The following is a 15,520-nucleotide window of genomic DNA, read 5'->3' as shown; positions in this document are numbered from 1 at the left end:
TCCGTTTCGATGAGGCGACTGTCATGAACAAGATCGTGCGCGATCATTACCCGGTCGAGAACCTGCCTGCCGACCTGCGTCAAGGCCTGGAGGATCAGGCCACGGTACGCGTCGTGATCGAGGTCGAGAACGAGCCGGCGTCCGATCCGCTGGCGCTGCCGGGTTCGGCGCGCAAGAAGCCGCTGACCATCGAGGAAACCCTGGAGATGATCCGCCGCTATCGCGAGCAGCATCCAGAGCGGGTCTCGATGGATGAGGCCGTATCCCGTATTCGTGAATTGCGGGACGAATGGGACTGATGATGCGTTCAGTCAGTCGGCTTTATCTCGACACCAACATCCTGATCGAACTGAACGAGGGAGAAGGGTCTCAGCGACCTCACTTGGAGCAGTTGTTGGCACAAGGTGCTCGCTCGGGAATGTCTTTCGTGACGAGCGCTCTCACCGTTTCGGAGCTGCTCGTGAAGCCCTACCGCGACGGAAAGCTCGACCTTGCCCGGACCTACTATGCCCTGTCACAAGGGCTCGAATGGCTGAGCATTGTCCCTGTTTCGGATGAAGTTATGGACCTGGCTGCCCTGGTTCGGGCGCGTTACAGCAAGTTGAAGCTGCCCGACGCAATACATCTGGCAAGTGCCGCTCGACATCGTTGCGAGGCCTTCTTGAGTGCGGATCAGGGCATTGGTGACCTCATGATTGCCGACCATCCCCTGTTCGGAACTCGTCCGCCGATCTCCGTCACAGTCATGCGCCCGGACGATCCAACGCTCAAATCCCTGCTGGAAAGCCTCTCATCATGACCGCTCCCCTTCTCTCCGTCCGCGATCTCTCGGTCGCCTTTCATCAAGGGAATGCGGAAACACTTGCCGTGGATCGCGTGTCCTTCGACATTGCGCCGGGCGAGGTCGTGGCGCTGGTCGGCGAATCCGGTTCGGGCAAGTCGGTCTCGGCCGCCTCGATCCTGAAGCTCCTGCCCTATCCCGCGGCCAGCCATCCGTCGGGGGAAATCCTGTTCGAGGGCCGCGACCTGATGACGGCCTCGGAGCAGGAGTTGCGCGCGGTGCGTGGCAACGACATCACGATGATCTTCCAGGAGCCGATGACCTCGCTCAATCCGCTCCACAACATCGAAAAGCAGATCGGCGAAATCCTGGCGCTGCACCAGGCGATCGCCGGCGAGACAGCGCGCGACCGCACGCTGGAACTGCTGCGCCAGGTCGGCATCCGCGACCCGGAGAAGCGTCTTTCCGCCTATCCCCACGAGCTCTCGGGCGGTCAGCGCCAGCGCGTGATGATCGCCATGGCACTCGCCAACCGGCCGAAGCTCTTGGTCGCCGACGAACCGACCACAGCGCTGGATGTCACCGTGCAGGCCCAGATCCTCGATCTCCTGCGCCAGCTCAAGGCCGACCACGGCATGTCCATGCTGTTCATCACCCACGACCTCGGCATCGTGCGCAAGTTCGCCGACAAGGTCTGCGTCATGACCAGGGGCAAGATCGTAGAAAGCGGCCCGGTCGAGGACATCTTCACCAACCCGCAGCACGACTACACCAAGAAGCTGCTGGCCTCCGAGCCCCGCGGCGAACCGCCCAGGCTCGACGAGACCAAGCCGGTCGTGATGCAAGGGGACGACATTCGCGTCTGGTTCCCGATCAAGGCCGGCTTCCTGCGCAAGGTCGTCGATCACGTGAAGGCCGTCGACGGGGTGGACATGGTGCTGCGCGCCGGCCAGACGCTGGGCGTTGTCGGCGAATCCGGCTCGGGCAAGACGACGCTCGGTCTGGCACTCGCCAGGCTGATCTCGTCCAAGGGGCGCATCAGCTTCATCGGCCAGGACATTGACGGCTATTCCTTCGCCGAGATGCGTCCGCTGCGCGACCGGCTGCAAATCGTCTTTCAGGATCCCTTCGGCTCGCTCAGCCCCCGCATGTCGGTCGGCGAGATCATCGCAGAAGGCCTGAAGGTGCATGAGCGGGCGCTTTCAGCCGCCGAGCGCGATGCCCGCGTCTGCTGGGCGCTCGACGAGGTCGGCCTCGATACGGCGACCCGCTGGCGTTATCCGCACGAGTTCTCCGGCGGCCAGCGCCAGCGTATCGCCATTGCCCGCGCCATGGTGCTGAAGCCCCGCTTCGTCATGCTTGACGAGCCGACCTCGGCGCTCGACATGACGGTCCAGGCCCAGGTGGTCGACCTGCTGCGCGACCTTCAGAAGAAGCACGATCTTGCCTATCTGTTCATCAGCCACGACCTGCGCGTGGTGAAAGCGCTCGCCAACGAGGTGATCGTCATGCGTTCCGGCAAGGTGGTGGAGCAAGGGCCGGCGACGGAGATCTTCCAGGCGCCGAAGGCCGATTACACCCGCGCCCTGATGGCCGCCGCCTTCAACCTCGAAGCCGTCGAAATCGGCGGCGTCAGCCAGTAAACGGACCGCCTTTCATGCACCACCAGAATGCCGTCGTCATCGACCTCAAATTTGCCCGCAGCGGCGTCCTCGAGGCGCTGAAGGGAGCCTTTCCCGGCCGCGAGGTGATCGACATGGGCGATCCGGCCAATGCCGGCCGGGATCTTTCCGGCGTGCCCTATGCCGTTGTCTGGAAGCCGGACCCGGCATTGTTCGAACGCGCACGGGACTTGAAGGCCATCTTCTCCGGCGGCGCGGGTGTCGATCATATTCTCTCGGCTTACGAGCTTCCGGACCTGCCCGTCGTACGCTTCGTCGACCGCAGCCTGACCGACCGGATGAGCGAATGGGTGGTGCTGCAATGCCTGACCCATTTGCGCGCAGCACTCCCCTATGCTCGCCAGCAGCGCGACCGTGTCTGGCACGAGATCTCTCCCCAGCCGGAAGCTCGCGACGTCACCGTCGGCGTCATGGGACTAGGCGTGCTGGGGCAGGACGCGGTGCGCAAGCTGAAGGTCATGGGCTTTGACGTCATCGGCTGGTCACGGCGCCAAAAGCAGATCGACGGCGTCGAGACCTTCGATGCCGCCGGCCTCGGCGCCTTTCTTGCTCGCACCGATATTCTCGTCGGCCTCCTGCCGCTGACGCCGGACACGCGTGGGCTCTACAACGCATCGCTGTTTGCTATGCTGCGCCAGGGCGGCGCTCTCGGCAAACCGGTATTCATCAATGCCGGCCGCGGCGGAAGCCAGGTCGAGGCGGACGTCGTCACCGCGCTTGAAACGGGTGTATTGGGTGCCGCGTCGCTCGACGTCTTCGAGAAGGAGCCGCTTTCGCCGGAGAGCCCGCTCTGGGATCTGGCCAATGTGGTCATCACGCCGCATGCCGCCGCCGCCTCCGATGTCGGCGCACTGTTCCGCCACGTCGAACGCCAGATCGACCGGTTCGAAAAGGGCGAGCCGCTGGAATACGTCGTCGACCGCTCGTCCGGCTATTGACACGGTCTTGTCGCGTATCTTCGGAACAATAAGTCTGTCCCTCCGTTTGCCCTGAGACTGCGGCACAGCCATGCCGCGCATTTTCAGCACGACACGGAGAGATCCATGACCAGCCGAACTGATCTGCCCGACACCACCGATCGCCGCACGCGGGGCTTGCGGCCAGAAACCGTCACGCCGACGGAGGCCCGCCAGGGGTTTCGCGGACGTCCGGTCCTGATCGTCCTGCTCGCCGGTATCGTTCTTGCGATGCTCGTCTGGATACCCGCCGAGTGGTGGGGTAACGCGATCGCGCCGGAGAACCCGTCGAACCAGCCGGTGCAGGAACAAGCGCCTTCGCCGGCTGAGAACACGCCGGCCCGTCCCTGATCCCTGCTATGGACTTTGCCGGACGGATTCCGGATAACTGACCTCTGAAACGGCCGGGGCAAATCCCGGCCGATTGCTGCGGTCTGAACCGGCCGCGACTTGCAGGACAGTCACTCGATGACCAAGACCGACATCGCGACCAGAGTCTTCAATCACAGCTGGAAGCTCGATCCGATCATCCGCAGCCTGATCGATACGGACTTCTACAAGCTTCTGATGCTGCAAATGATCTGGAAGCTCTATCCGGACGTCGATGCGACCTTTACCCTGATCAACCGGACAAAGACGGTGCGGCTCGCCGACGAGATCGACGAGGGTGAATTGCGCGCCCAACTCGACTATGCCCGCACGCTGCGCCTCACCAAGAAGGAAGCGATCTGGCTCGCCGGCAACACCTTCTACGGCACCAAGCAGATCTTCGAGCCGGAATTCCTCGCCTGGCTGGCCGCCTTCCAGCTGCCTGAATACGAGCTTTCGAAGAAGGATGGCCAGTACGTCCTGAACTTCCACGGCAAGTGGAAGGAAACCACGATGTGGGAGATCCCGGCGCTCGCCATCATCAACGAGCTGCGCTCGCGGACCGTGTCCAAGAACATGGGCCTTTTCACCCTCGACGTGCTCTACGCCCGCGCCAAGGCCAAGATGTGGGCCAAGGTCGAGCGATTGCGTGAGCTTCCGGGCCTCAGGATCTCGGATTTCGGCACCCGCCGTCGCCATAGCTTCCTCTGGCAGCGCTGGTGCGTCGAGGCGCTGAAGGAAGGGATCGGCCCGGCCTTCACCGGCACCAGCAACGTTCTGCTCGCCATGGACTCCGACCTTGAGGCGGTCGGGACCAATGCGCATGAGCTGCCGATGGTCAGGGCCGCGCTCGCGAAGACCGACGCCGAACTGCTCTCCTCCAACTATGACGTGATGCGCGACTGGAACCGGCTTTACGGCGGCAATCTGCTGATCGTTCTGCCCGACACCTACGGCACGGCCGCCTTCCTGCGCAACGCCCCGGAATGGGTCGCCGACTGGACCGGTTTCCGTCCCGACAGCGCCCCGCCGATCGAAGGCGGGGAAAAGATCATCGACTGGTGGCAGAAGATGGGACGCGACCCGCGCCAGAAACTGCTGATCTTCTCCGACGGTCTCGACGTCGACGCGATCATCGATACCTATCGTCATTTCGAGGGCCGGGTGCGCATGAGCTTCGGCTGGGGCACCAATCTGACGAATGATTTCGCCGGCTGCGCGCCGCGCGAGATCGAGGGGCTGAAGCCGATTTCGCTGGTCTGCAAGGTCAGCGAGGTCAACGGCCGTCCGGCGGTCAAGCTCTCCGACAATCCGAAGAAGGCGACCGGCGATCCGGCCGAGGTCGAACGCTACATGCAATTCTTCGGCACAGAGGACCGCGTCGAGCAAGCCGTCCTCGTCTGAAGCCGAAACATCCTGCCCGCAGCGCTTGCCATCCACTCCTTGCCCTGTAAGCTTCCGCATCAAGCGTGTGCCCGGGGAGGGGCGCAAACACACTGGACGGTCGCGGAACGGGAGGAGCACCGACATGGACATGAATGGCAGCGAACGCATCGAGGCGCCGGTCGAGACGGTCTGGCAGGCCTTGAACGACCCGGAGATCCTGCGCCAGGCGATCCCCGGCTGCGAGAGCCTGGACAAGACCTCCGACACAACCATGACCGCCAAGGTGGTGTTGAAGATCGGGCCGATCAAGGCGAAGTTCGAGGGCGCGGTCGAGCTGCAGAACCTCAATCCGCCGTTTTCCTATACGATTGCCGGCGAAGGAAAGGGCGGTTTGGCGGGCTTTGCCAAGGGCGGCGCCGATGTTTCGCTTGAAGCCGACGGACCGGATGCCACGATCCTCACCTACACCGTCAAGGCCGAGGTCGGCGGCAAGATCGCCCAGCTGGGTAGCCGTCTGATCGATTCGACCTCGAAGAAGCTGGCCGGCGAATTCTTCTCCAAGTTCGGCGCGATCGTCGCCGGAGGTGGAGCGCATGGGGAACCCCAGACGGCGTGATGCCGTTGCTGGCATGGGGCGAGCCGGGCGTGACAGCCCGGCGCAAGCCAGCCGGCGTTAAACAGTCCCGAACGATGCAGACTGAATCGGCACCATGAGGGGACTGATAGAATGACCAATGAACCGGATCACTTTTTCGAACAGCAGGATGCGGCAATCCAGGCCATGCTGGTCGAGAACAAGGGCGACGAACTGACCGACATTCTGGTCGCGGCCCTCACCGATGCGCTGCATCTGCTCCGCGACGAATCGCCGGACACCATCCACTGATACGGGCGTGACACGACGCGGGTTCAGCCGTCGCCGAAGCGGACGAATGCCCGTCCGCTGGTGAGGTCGGTTACCAGGCGGTTCGCCTGAGCGGCCGCCGCTTCCGGCAGGGCGACAGTCAGGATCGCGCCGCTTGCGGTGAATTTCTCGTTCACGACGATAAGATCGGGCAGGGCGCCGAGACGGGCCTTCAGCACCGCAAGGTCGGAAAAGCCGGCGACGATCTCACCCTCGATCCGCGGAATGATCTCTGTCTTTGCAGCCGCTTTCAGGCAGGCCGCCGCCGTGCCGCCATAGGCGCGCATCAGCCCGCCACTTCCGAGCAGGATGCCGCCGAACCACCGTGTGACAACGACCACGACGCGATCCAGCGCCTGGCCGTCGATCGCCTGCAGCATCGGCTTGCCGGCGGTCCCGCTCGGTTCCCCGTCATCGCTGAAGCGATACGACTGGCCCATGCGCCAGGCCCAGCAATTGTGATTGGCGGAAGGGTCGCTCACGGCGGCGATGAAGCCCTTGGCCTCGTCCTCGCTCATGACCGGGGCGGCGTGGGCGACGAACCGGCTCTTCTTGATGTCCTGGGAAAATGTCTCGGTGCGCTCGAGGCTAAACATGGGATGCTCCTGAACGTCCCTCATAGCGCTTCGCCCGCCCGCTTGCCAGAGACCGGCGCGAGCCGGAGAACTGCGCCGCCCGGCAATGGCCGGGCGTCGTGTTCAAGCCGACAACAGTGGCCGCAGGAAGTCCCTCGAAAGCAGGGTTCCGGTGTCGATGCGGTGGTGCGCGATCAGGCCCTGTGCCGGGATCTCTCCACCCTGCAACATCGATAGCAGCGTCGCGGCATAGCCGGTCGCCACCGAGGTCAGCGCATTGAAGGGTCCGAGGGTCCGGTTCGGAGAGAAGCGGTGGCAGATGGTGCGCTCCGTCGGCTGGCGGCCGCGATAGCCGCGCGCGGTCACGACCAGCAGCAGCACGTCGTCCTCGATCACCGGCAATCCGTTGTAGAGCAGCGACCGCAGCATGTCGCGTCGGTGGCGCAAACCCAGATCGTCGAGCAGGAAGCGCATGTAGTCGAGGTGGCCGGGATAGCGGATCGTCTTGAACGTCACGTTCCTCGGCGCCGATTCCGAGAAGATCGACAGATCCTCCACACCGCCGGATGTGACGAACTCCTCATAGGTCACGCCATCGATGCTCAGCTGGCCGTATTCCTCGAGCGGCGACACGCTGACCGCCTTGCCGTCGCGGATCGCGGCGCTCGGCCGGGTATATTCGTCGATCAGGCCGTCGACATTCCAGATCTGGCCATAGCCGAGCCGGTTGGTCGGATAGCGCGGTATGGCGCCGACCCGGATGGTCAGGTCCGTGACCGGCGAGAAGGCGTCGAGCAGGCCGCAGGCGACATTGCCGATCATTCCCGGCGAGACTCCGCAACCGTTGAACACGGCGCGGTGTTCGGAAAGCGGCGCGAGGATGGCCCGGGTCTCCGGCCGGGCACAGGAAAAGTCGAGATAGTGAACCCTTGCCCGCGCCGCCGCCTCAGCGATCGCGTTGACGGCCCCGTCCGGCACGGCCGCGACCGCGGCGTCCTGGCCTGACAACAGCCCCTGCAACTCGTCGCTATGGCCGAAGGTCTTGAGCGTCGCCTGGATGTTCATCGCGCGGAGGCGGTCGAGTGCCTCCTCCGATCGATCGATGACCTGGACCGCGAAATCCTCGTTCGCCGCCAGGGCCATTGCCAGCGCCGAGCCGATTTCCCCGGCGCCGAATATGCAGACCTTGAGTTTCGCCATGATGATGTTCAGCCCTTGAACCGCTGAACGAAGCCCTGAAGGCGCGGGTTCTGCGGATTGAGGATCACATCCTCGGCGGTGCCGGTCTCGGCGATGACGCCCTGGTCGAGGAACAGGACACGGCTTGCGACGTCTGCGGCAAAGGCCATTTCATGGGTGACGATTGCCATCGTCATACCTTTCTCCGCCAGGCCGCGAATGACGGCGAGAACCTCGCCCACCAGTTCCGGGTCGAGCGCGCTGGTCACCTCGTCGAGCAGCAGCACTTCGGGCTCCATGGCCAGAGCCCGGGCGATCGCCACGCGCTGCTTCTGGCCGCCGGACAGATGGTTCGGATAGGCTGAGTGCTTTTCCGCAAGTCCCACCTGGGCGAGCAGGTCCATGGCCAGTTCTTCCGCCTCGCGCTTCGGCCGCTTGCAGACCACGATCGGGCCTTCGGTTACGTTCTGCAGCACCGTCTTGTGCGGGAAAAGGTTGAAGTGCTGGAACACCATGCCGACATGGCGGCGCAGCGTGCCGATGCCGATCTCGTCGCCCTTGTCGCGAAACCGTTCGCCGACCGCCTTCTGGCGAAAGCGGATCGTGCCGCCGGTCGGGATTTCCATCATGTTGAGGCAGCGGATGAAGGTCGACTTGCCCGACCCGGAAGGGCCGATCAGCGCGACGACCTCACCTCGCTCGAGGCTGAGATCGAGACCCTTGAGGACTTCGAGCGTTCCATAGCTCTTGCGCAGAGCGGAAGCTTCGATCACGGGTGCCTTTGGTGTGGAGTTCTGTGTCATGTCCGTGCTTCCGTTCCGTTAATCGCTGACCCTGAGGCGCCGTTCGATCCAGTCCGCAGCCTGGGTGAGGGGCAAAAGCATGGCGATGTAGAGCCCGGCCATGAGCGTGTAGGATTCCAGCGGCCGGTAGGTCTGGCCGTTCACCACCGCCGCCATGTAGGCGAGATCGGCGACCGAGATGACCGAGACCAGCGAGGTGTTCTTGAACTGGATGACCGACTGGTTGATGAAGGACGGCAGGACCCGCTTCATCGCCTGCGGCAGGATGATCCGGCTCATCGACTGCCACGGGCTCATGCCGATCGCCGAGGCCGCCTCGCGCTGTCCCTTGTCGATCGACACGATCCCGCCGCGAAAGATTTCCGCATAGAAGGCGCCGACATAGAGCGACAGGGTCAGCATGGCCGCGATGCGGTTGTCGATCGAGGTGCCGACCAGCAACGGAAACGCATAGTAGAACCACAGAAGCTGGACCAGGAGAGGTGTGCAGCGGAAGATCTCCTGGTAGACCCGGGCAATGCCGGACAGGATTTTCCAGCCGGACAGCCGTGCCGCGCAGGTGAGGAAACCGATCAGCACGCCGAAGAAGATCGAGCCGAAGGTGTAGAGGACGGTGATCCACAGACCCCAGAGAAAGAGGTCCCAATATTGCCATACGGAATGGAAGTCCCAGTTGTAACTCATCGGCCACCTCTTGCGGTCTTGTCCGCCGGGAAAGACGGATGATGCCCGTATCGGGGACACCGGTGCACGTCAGTCCAGTTTGTCATTCTTGTTCCCCTGGTCTTTTCGTCGGCTGCCGAACGAGGCCGGAAGCCGACGGTGGATAGTCCTACGTCCGTTCGCCACGGACAATGCAAAGCTGATGCCGCCGCTTACCGCATTTCTTGGAAGGCGGCCGAGGCGGAGGCGAAGCGGCCGAGAATGCCGGCGAGCCTTTCGCGGTTGGCCGGCGAGACCGGAACCATCGGCAGGCGCATCTCCGGCCCGGCGAGGTTGGAAAGCGCCAGCGCCGCCTTGACCGGTCCCGGATTGGATTCGATGAACATGCCGTCGGTCAGTTCGGCAATGAGTTCGTGCAGGGCCAGCGCCCGCGCCGTATCGCCCGTCTTCCAGGCTTCGACCAGTTGCACCATCTCGCGCGGCGCGACATTGGCGACGACGCTGGTGACTCCGACGGCGCCGAGCGAAAGGAAGGGCAGGGTCAGTCCGTCATCGCCCGAATGGATGATCAGCCCGTCGCCGCAGGCGGCGCGCAACTGGGTGACGCGGGCGGCCGATCCGCCGGCTTCCTTGATCGCGATGATGTTGTCGTGCTTTTCCATGAGGACTGCGCAGGTCTCCGGCGCAATCTCCACGCCGCAGCGTCCGGGGACCGAATAGAGCATGACCGGCAGCGAGGTCGCCTCAGCCGCCGCGCCGTAATGCGCGACGAGGCCCGCCTGGGTCGGCTTGTTGTAATAGGGCGTGACGATCAGCACCGCATCGGCGCCGGCCTGCTCGGCCCGCTTGACCTTGTCGATCGTCTTTTTCGTGTCGTTGGCGCCCGCACCCGCCATCACCAGAACGCGCCCGGCTGCAAGCTTCACGGTGCGGGCGATCAGGGCCTCGGCCTCTTCGTCGGAAAGCGTCGCCGCCTCACCGGTCGTTCCGACCGGAACGAGACCCGCGACCCCGGCTTCGATCTGGCGCTCGACCAGGGCGTCATAGGCCGCGGTATCGATGGCACCGTCCTTGAAGGGCGTGATGAGGGCGGTGAAGACGCCGTTGAAGCGTTGATGAAGGTCCTGCATGGTCATGTTCCTCTCTATTATCATCAGTCGTTCAGGCTGTCCGCCAGGCTGTAGCGGCCGGCGGGACGCGGTGTGGAAACCAGCCATCGGGCGGCAGCAAGTGCACCTTCCGCATAGGCTGCGAGTGTATGAACCCGGTAGGTGAAGCTGGCCTCGGCCGAGCCCAAATCGAAGCGAACCTCGTTCACGCCGACCGTGTCGCCCTCGCGGTGGACGGTGATCGACGGTTCGGGGGCGGCAAAGCCCATGGCGCGGCTGCGCGCCTCGAACAGCTGGCGCGCCAGAAGGCGAGAGGTGCCGGACGGTTCCGCCTTCTTGCGGGCATGGTAGATTTCGCCGACGTTTGCCTCGGCATCCGGCATGCGCCGTGCGAAGTCCAGGACCGCCAGCCGGAAGGCTTCAAAGCCGTGGGCAAAGTTGGCGCTGACCAGCATTGGCCGATGAGCGCAGGATGCGGTCAGCCGGGCATCTTCTTCAGCGGTGAAACCCGTGGTACCGATCACCATCGGGATCGCCTTTGCGCCGATATCCGCCTGCAAGGCGAGGCTTGCCGCCGGCGTCGAGAAATCGATCATCACGTCGCAATGGCTCTTCATCGCCGCCTCGGCCGGGCGGTATTCGATGCTGCCGCCGGCGACCGGCATGCCGACAAGGCGCGATCCGGGAGAGACCAGGGCGGCTGCAAGTTCCAGTCCCGGATTGGCGAGGATGAGTTCGACGAGCCGGGTCCCGACCCGGCCCGAGGCTCCCATGATGGCGATGCGCATGACCTGGCTCCTCAGTCGATCACCACCTTCGGCTCCGACATTTCGCGCAGCGCGATGCGCACACCTTCGCGGCCGAGGCCGGAGCGCTTGACGCCGCCGAAGGGCACGTGCTCGGCGCGGAAATCCGGTCCCTCGTTGATCATCACGCCGCCGACGACGAGGTCGCGGGAGAAGGTCTTGATCAGCGCGTGGTCGTTGGTGAAGACGCCGGCCTGCAGGCCATAGGCGCCGGCATTGACCTCGGCGATCGCGGCGCGCGGGTCGGTGAAGCTGCGGATGGCGATGATCGGGCCGAAGGTCTCGTCGGCGATCACCGGCGCATCGACGGCCACCTCCGAGATGACGGTGGGCGCAAAGACCGTGCCGTCATGGGTGCCGCCGGTCAGCAGCGTGCCGCCATGGCCGGAGATGCTGGCGTTGACGCGTTCGGCCACGGCCTTGGCCGCGTCAAGGTCGATGACCGTGCCCATGTCGGTATCGTCCTTCGACGGATCGCCGAACTCGACGGCGTCGACGGCGGCCAGCAGCTTCTCGGTGAAGGCCTTCTCGATGTCCTGGTGCAGGTAGAGTTTTTTCACCGCCGCACAGCTCTGGCCGGCAATCTCGAAGCGATGGCCGATGGTGGTGGCGACGGCCTTGTCGAGATCGGCGTCGGGCAGTACGAACAAGGGATCGTTGCCGCCGAGTTCCATCAGGCAACGAATGAGCCCGCTGGCATTCTTCAGCGCAAGGCCGGCACCCGGCCCGCCGGTAAACGACAGAAGATCGATTGGCGAGCGGGCCAGCGACAGGGCAGCCTCCGCCGCGCCATGAACGATCTGGAACAGGTCGGCCGGCCAGCCGGCCTTCAGCGCCAGTTCGCGCAAGCGCGCGGCGGCCAGCGGTGCCTTGGGAGACGGCTTGGCGACCACGGCATTGCCGGCGGCGATCGCCGGGCCCAGCTTGTGGCAGAGCAGGTTGAGCGGGTAGTTGAAGGGCGTGATCGCCCCGACGACGCCGACCGGTTCGTAGGTGATCGTCGCCAGCCGGTCCGCGCCGCCTTCGACGATCGCGCAGTGCAGCGCCTCGCCGTCCAGGAAGGTCCCGGCATCGCCGGAGAGCTTCAGCGTGTTCTGGGCGCGGCGCACTTCGTTGCGCGCCTCGCGGATCGTCTTGCCCATCTCGCTGGAAATGATCCGCGCCAGGTTCTCTGCATCGGCGGCAATCTCGGCGGCCAGCGCATTCAGCATGGCGCGGCGCACCGCCGGGGTCGAGCCGCGGAACTCCCACTGGGCGGCCTTGGCGCGCAGCACGGCGGCGTTGATTTCGGCCGAAGAGCTGGCCGCCACTTCGCCGACCGGCTGGCCGTCGAAGGGATTGCGGACCAGGATCGCATTGGTGGTCTCGGGCGCCAGGCGCTGGGCTTGCGTCATGTCGGTAAACCTCGTCATTCGTTTTCGGTGTTCGGGGGGATGGCGCCGGTCAGCGCCGCGATGGATATGGGACGCACCGGCCAGCGGCGGCCGGTCAGGTCCTCGGTCGACGGCGCGGGGCCGCCCGGATTGATCTCGGCCATCAGCGCCGCGGTATTGGCGGCGCAGAACCGGCCCTGGCAGGCGCCCATGGCAAAACGGCCATTGTGCTTGACTTCTCGGCCCGTCAGCCGGTCCGCCCGGTCGCAGAGTTGGCGCAGGTCGCCGACCGTCTTGCCTTCGCAGCGGCAGAGAATGGTGTCGTCCGGCAGGGACCGAAGCAGCTGTGGCCCGTGGACCGGAGTAAAGAGCTCCGCCAGCGTCGCCTGCGCCATGCGGGCGCGCTCGACTGCATGGTCAAGCCCGGCGCGGTCGTGCTTCCCCGACAGGAGGTCGGCGACCGCGCGGCCTGCCCGCCGTCCGTCCGCCTCGGCGGCAAAGGCGCCGAGCGCCTCGCGGCAATCCCCGGCCCTCACTATCAGGGGCCTCGATGTCGGTTCCGTCGCCTCGTTCGGCAGGCCGAAATCGTTGGGCCGGATCCCGTCATGCAGGCCGATGCGGTCGACCGTGATCTGCCGCTCGCTGCCGTCGCGCCGCCGCAATACGGCCTGAAGGCTCTCGCCGTTCCGCGCGATCGTCACGAGCTGCGTGCCGCGCATCCATGGCACGCGGCGCAGATAGATCTGCGAGAGATAGCCGGCCGCTTCGCGCAGGAGGGCGGCATGCCCGAGCATGGCGATCCCCGGACCGATCTGCCGCATCGGATCGCCCGCCTCGACGATCGCCACCGGCGGACTGCCGAGCCGTGCCATCTGGGCCGCGACTGCAATCAGCAGCGGCCCGCTGCCGGCGAGCAGGACGCGACCTTGCGGCGCCCGTCCGGTCTCCTTCATCATCACCTGCAGCCCGCCGGCGGTGGAGACCCCGGCCATCTGCCAGCCCGGCCGCGGATGAACCTTCTCGACCGCGCCGGTTGCGAGAATGACAGCCTTGGGTCCCAATTGTTCGACCCGGCCGGTGCGTCGGTTCTCGATCAGAACCCGCCCGTCGCCGTCGACGCCGAGGAAGACCGAAGCATGACGCACCGGGATGCGTGCGGCCGAAAAGGCGTTCGCCAGCGCCTGCCAGCGGGCCTTGGGGCCGGCCGCCTGGTGGATCGGCTGAACGCCTTCGATCGGCTGGCGATGGATCGCGCCACCCAGGCTCTCGCGTTGTTCGACGAGTTCGACCGTGTAGCCGGAACGAGCAACTTCGGTCGCAGCCGCAATCCCGGCCGGACCGCCGCCGATGATGATGACATCGGACTCAATCATGGCGTCTCTCCAGCGCTTCCACCTGCATGCCCGCCCTGGCCGGTGTGATGCACGCTTCCCGGACCACCCCGTCGACCCGCAGCAGGCAGCACTGGCAGGCGCCGATGCCGCAGAAATAGCGCGTCTCCTGGCCGAGCGTGTCGGGGCCGAAGGTCAGGATGCCGGCGGCCTCCAGCGCTGCCGCAAGGCTTTCTCCGGTGCGGAAGGGAATTCTCCGCCCCATCCAGTCGAAACTCTGCCCGGTCATGCCGACGCTCCCTGGCCGGCGAACCGGGCCGGTTCGAAGGACGAAAGGTCGAGATCCGGCTCCTCGCCGCAGATCAGCTGGACGATCGACTTGCCGGTGACCGGGCCGAGGCAGATGCCGTCGCCCTCAAAGCCGGTGGCCACATAGCCGTTTTCGAGACCTGGGATCCGTCCGACCAGGGGCAGACCATCGATGACGGCCGTGCGAACTCCGGCAAAACTCCGCAGCAGCCGGACGCCGGCAAGGCCGGGAACGAGCGCCACGGCATCCTTGAGGATGCGCGAAACGGCGTCGATGTCATTGGTCTCCCGTTTGCCAAAATCCTCGCGCGTGCCGCCGATCAGGAACTGGCCGGTGACGAGCGGGTCGATCACCAGTCCGAGCCCGCGCGGCGGCGGCGCATGGCCGGCCTTCTGGCTTCCCTTGCTGAGCAGATAGCGGCCCGACATGATCGCGCCACGCATGGCGGCGTTAAGCTCGGGTGCCCGTTCCGTAACCAGCAATTGGCCCTTGCGCGGGGTGAGTATGCCGGAGAACCCGAGGAGCTCCGCCGAGCCATTGCCGGCGGCGATTACCACGACGTCGGCGGTGAGCGAGCCGCGGTTCGTCGTTATCCCCGCAATGCGCCTGCCGCCGTCCTCGAGCTGAAATCCCTCGACCCGCATATCGCGCTCGACCACGATACCGGACGCCGTCAGCAGCCGATGGACGATCTGGTAGCCGATCGCATGGCCCTCGCCATGCACCTCAACCGCCATCTTCGCCTGCGGCGAGAGAGCCCGGAAGTCTTGGCGCAAATCGGTTCCGGACAGCGTCTCGACCCTGACGCCTGCGCCGGCGAGAGCGGCCGAATGGGCCTCGAGCACGGCGCATTCCTCGTCCGATGCCGCAACGATGAAAGTCGAGCGGCGCTTGAAGGCGCCGGCGAGCAATCCCGCGTCGGCGAGTTCGCCATAGAGTGCGACACCCTTGAGCGCCGCGGCCATCATCGGTCCCGGTCGCTTGCTGGCAACGGACACGGCGCCGTCTGCGGCCCCCGTCGCTTCCGCCGCCGGAGCCGATGCGTCGATCAGCCGGACGGCGATGCCACGCCTGGCCAGGAAATAGGCCGTGGCGGCTCCGACGATGCCGGAACCGATGACGATGGCGCTGGACGGGGGGCGGGATTGCATGATTTCGAGCCGGCCTTGTTGGTTGTCGACCAATATTGGCGGCTGCAGGGCTTGACCGTCGATACAAGATGACGGCCTTGCTTGTTCACGAAATTTGTATCCGCTAGAAAGTCCCGACCCCTTAACAGAGAAGGAGGGGGAC

At 65.2% G+C, this 15,520-nt stretch carries 18 protein-coding genes; 8 read left to right on the top strand and 10 right to left on the bottom strand.

Features of this window, described 5'->3' with window-relative positions:
- The first annotated feature begins 23 nt into the window (after positions 1 to 23).
- From DYZ14_RS01340 to DYZ14_RS24085, 8 genes are all read left to right on the top strand, one after another.
- On the top strand, positions 24 to 299 hold the full coding sequence (locus DYZ14_RS01340) for a hypothetical protein (RefSeq protein WP_154718995.1): 276 nt from the start codon (positions 24 to 26) through the stop codon (positions 297 to 299).
- On the top strand, positions 299 to 799 hold the full coding sequence (locus DYZ14_RS01335; RefSeq protein ID WP_195949777.1) for a type II toxin-antitoxin system VapC family toxin: 501 nt from the start codon (positions 299 to 301) through the stop codon (positions 797 to 799). The genes DYZ14_RS01340 and DYZ14_RS01335 overlap by 1 nt, the downstream gene beginning before the upstream one ends.
- On the top strand, positions 796 to 2,424 hold the full coding sequence (locus DYZ14_RS01330) for an ABC transporter ATP-binding protein (protein ID WP_154718993.1): 1,629 nt from the start codon (positions 796 to 798) through the stop codon (positions 2,422 to 2,424). Before DYZ14_RS01335 ends, DYZ14_RS01330 begins: the two co-directional genes overlap by 4 nt.
- 14 nt (positions 2,425 to 2,438) lie before the next feature.
- Positions 2,439 to 3,401, top strand: coding sequence for a 2-hydroxyacid dehydrogenase (locus tag DYZ14_RS01325; RefSeq protein ID WP_154718992.1), 963 nt, complete (start codon positions 2,439 to 2,441; stop codon positions 3,399 to 3,401).
- Between the two features lie 105 nt (positions 3,402 to 3,506).
- Positions 3,507 to 3,770 carry a hypothetical protein gene (locus tag DYZ14_RS01320; protein ID WP_154718991.1) on the top strand — a complete coding sequence of 88 codons (264 nt, stop codon included), beginning with the start codon at positions 3,507 to 3,509 and terminating at the stop codon, positions 3,768 to 3,770.
- Positions 3,771 to 3,887: 117 nt separating this feature from the next.
- Positions 3,888 to 5,192, top strand: a complete 1,305-nt coding sequence (pncB, locus tag DYZ14_RS01315; RefSeq protein ID WP_154718990.1) for a nicotinate phosphoribosyltransferase — start codon at positions 3,888 to 3,890, stop codon at positions 5,190 to 5,192.
- Positions 5,193 to 5,316: 124 nt separating this feature from the next.
- Entirely contained in the window at positions 5,317 to 5,790 is a 474-nt protein-coding gene (locus DYZ14_RS01310) for an SRPBCC family protein (protein WP_154718989.1), read from the top strand.
- Positions 5,791 to 5,901: 111 nt separating this feature from the next.
- Complete coding sequence (locus tag DYZ14_RS24085) at positions 5,902 to 6,060, top strand: hypothetical protein (RefSeq protein WP_181903923.1); 159 nt, start codon at positions 5,902 to 5,904, stop codon at positions 6,058 to 6,060.
- Positions 6,061 to 6,083: 23 nt separating this feature from the next.
- Here DYZ14_RS24085 and DYZ14_RS01305 read toward each other — a convergent pair whose 3' ends face one another.
- From DYZ14_RS01305 to DYZ14_RS01260, 10 genes are all read right to left on the bottom strand, one after another.
- Entirely contained in the window at positions 6,084 to 6,674 is a 591-nt protein-coding gene (locus tag DYZ14_RS01305; RefSeq protein WP_154718988.1) for an IMPACT family protein, read from the bottom strand.
- A 102-nt stretch (positions 6,675 to 6,776) separates the two neighbouring features.
- Positions 6,777 to 7,853: a saccharopine dehydrogenase family protein gene (locus DYZ14_RS01300; RefSeq protein ID WP_154718987.1), complete on the bottom strand. Its 1,077-nt coding sequence runs from the start codon at positions 7,851 to 7,853 to the stop codon at positions 6,777 to 6,779.
- Between the two features lie 8 nt (positions 7,854 to 7,861).
- Positions 7,862 to 8,635: an amino acid ABC transporter ATP-binding protein gene (locus tag DYZ14_RS01295; RefSeq protein WP_154718986.1), complete on the bottom strand. Its 774-nt coding sequence runs from the start codon at positions 8,633 to 8,635 to the stop codon at positions 7,862 to 7,864.
- Positions 8,636 to 8,653: 18 nt separating this feature from the next.
- Positions 8,654 to 9,319, bottom strand: a complete 666-nt coding sequence (locus DYZ14_RS01290) for an amino acid ABC transporter permease (RefSeq protein WP_115668817.1) — start codon at positions 9,317 to 9,319, stop codon at positions 8,654 to 8,656.
- Positions 9,320 to 9,510: 191 nt separating this feature from the next.
- Positions 9,511 to 10,434 (bottom strand): 4-hydroxy-tetrahydrodipicolinate synthase, encoded by a 924-nt coding sequence (gene dapA / locus DYZ14_RS01285; RefSeq protein ID WP_154718985.1) that lies wholly within the window; start codon positions 10,432 to 10,434, stop codon positions 9,511 to 9,513.
- A gap of 17 nt (positions 10,435 to 10,451) precedes the next feature.
- Entirely contained in the window at positions 10,452 to 11,195 is a 744-nt protein-coding gene (locus DYZ14_RS01280; protein WP_154718984.1) for a 4-hydroxy-tetrahydrodipicolinate reductase, read from the bottom strand.
- An 11-nt stretch (positions 11,196 to 11,206) separates the two neighbouring features.
- Entirely contained in the window at positions 11,207 to 12,625 is a 1,419-nt protein-coding gene (locus DYZ14_RS01275) for an aldehyde dehydrogenase family protein (protein ID WP_232365398.1), read from the bottom strand.
- Complete coding sequence (locus tag DYZ14_RS01270) at positions 12,622 to 13,959, bottom strand: FAD-dependent oxidoreductase (protein WP_154718983.1); 1,338 nt, start codon at positions 13,957 to 13,959, stop codon at positions 12,622 to 12,624. The genes DYZ14_RS01275 and DYZ14_RS01270 overlap by 4 nt, the downstream gene beginning before the upstream one ends.
- The gene (locus tag DYZ14_RS01265) at positions 13,952 to 14,206 is read right to left on the bottom strand and encodes a 2Fe-2S iron-sulfur cluster-binding protein (protein WP_115668812.1); all 255 of its coding nucleotides are present in this window, start codon (positions 14,204 to 14,206) and stop codon (positions 13,952 to 13,954) included. Before DYZ14_RS01265 ends, DYZ14_RS01270 begins: the two co-directional genes overlap by 8 nt.
- Positions 14,203 to 15,378: an NAD(P)/FAD-dependent oxidoreductase gene (locus DYZ14_RS01260; protein ID WP_154718982.1), complete on the bottom strand. Its 1,176-nt coding sequence runs from the start codon at positions 15,376 to 15,378 to the stop codon at positions 14,203 to 14,205. Before DYZ14_RS01260 ends, DYZ14_RS01265 begins: the two co-directional genes overlap by 4 nt.
- Positions 15,379 to 15,520: the final 142 nt, after the last annotated feature.

This window comes from Ciceribacter sp. T2.26MG-112.2 (assembly GCF_900492205.1).
Lineage (GTDB): Bacteria > Pseudomonadota > Alphaproteobacteria > Rhizobiales > Rhizobiaceae > Allorhizobium > Allorhizobium naphthalenivorans_A.
This window is presented reverse-complemented; position numbering and strand designations above follow the sequence as displayed.

What these genes read in the sequence shown, in the direction of transcription:
- DYZ14_RS01275 (WP_232365398.1), bottom strand. Translation starts at nt 12,625, where the DNA reads ATGACGAGGTTTACCGACATGACGCAAGCCCAGCGCCTGGCGCCCGAG.
- dapA (WP_154718985.1), bottom strand. Translation starts at nt 10,434, where the DNA reads ATGACCATGCAGGACCTTCATCAACGCTTCAACGGCGTCTTCACCGCC.
- DYZ14_RS01335 (WP_195949777.1), top strand. Translation starts at nt 299, where the DNA reads ATGATGCGTTCAGTCAGTCGGCTTTATCTCGACACCAACATCCTGATC.
- DYZ14_RS01330 (WP_154718993.1), top strand. Translation starts at nt 796, where the DNA reads ATGACCGCTCCCCTTCTCTCCGTCCGCGATCTCTCGGTCGCCTTTCAT.
- DYZ14_RS01300 (WP_154718987.1), bottom strand. Translation starts at nt 7,853, where the DNA reads ATGGCGAAACTCAAGGTCTGCATATTCGGCGCCGGGGAAATCGGCTCG.
- DYZ14_RS01325 (WP_154718992.1), top strand. Translation starts at nt 2,439, where the DNA reads ATGCACCACCAGAATGCCGTCGTCATCGACCTCAAATTTGCCCGCAGC.
- DYZ14_RS01290 (WP_115668817.1), bottom strand. Translation starts at nt 9,319, where the DNA reads ATGAGTTACAACTGGGACTTCCATTCCGTATGGCAATATTGGGACCTC.
- DYZ14_RS01310 (WP_154718989.1), top strand. Translation starts at nt 5,317, where the DNA reads ATGGACATGAATGGCAGCGAACGCATCGAGGCGCCGGTCGAGACGGTC.
- DYZ14_RS01280 (WP_154718984.1), bottom strand. Translation starts at nt 11,195, where the DNA reads ATGCGCATCGCCATCATGGGAGCCTCGGGCCGGGTCGGGACCCGGCTC.
- DYZ14_RS01305 (WP_154718988.1), bottom strand. Translation starts at nt 6,674, where the DNA reads ATGTTTAGCCTCGAGCGCACCGAGACATTTTCCCAGGACATCAAGAAG.
- DYZ14_RS01265 (WP_115668812.1), bottom strand. Translation starts at nt 14,206, where the DNA reads ATGACCGGGCAGAGTTTCGACTGGATGGGGCGGAGAATTCCCTTCCGC.
- DYZ14_RS01260 (WP_154718982.1), bottom strand. Translation starts at nt 15,378, where the DNA reads ATGCAATCCCGCCCCCCGTCCAGCGCCATCGTCATCGGTTCCGGCATC.
- DYZ14_RS01340 (WP_154718995.1), top strand. Translation starts at nt 24, where the DNA reads ATGAACAAGATCGTGCGCGATCATTACCCGGTCGAGAACCTGCCTGCC.
- DYZ14_RS01295 (WP_154718986.1), bottom strand. Translation starts at nt 8,635, where the DNA reads ATGACACAGAACTCCACACCAAAGGCACCCGTGATCGAAGCTTCCGCT.
- DYZ14_RS01270 (WP_154718983.1), bottom strand. Translation starts at nt 13,959, where the DNA reads ATGATTGAGTCCGATGTCATCATCATCGGCGGCGGTCCGGCCGGGATT.
- DYZ14_RS01320 (WP_154718991.1), top strand. Translation starts at nt 3,507, where the DNA reads ATGACCAGCCGAACTGATCTGCCCGACACCACCGATCGCCGCACGCGG.
- DYZ14_RS24085 (WP_181903923.1), top strand. Translation starts at nt 5,902, where the DNA reads ATGACCAATGAACCGGATCACTTTTTCGAACAGCAGGATGCGGCAATC.
- pncB (WP_154718990.1), top strand. Translation starts at nt 3,888, where the DNA reads ATGACCAAGACCGACATCGCGACCAGAGTCTTCAATCACAGCTGGAAG.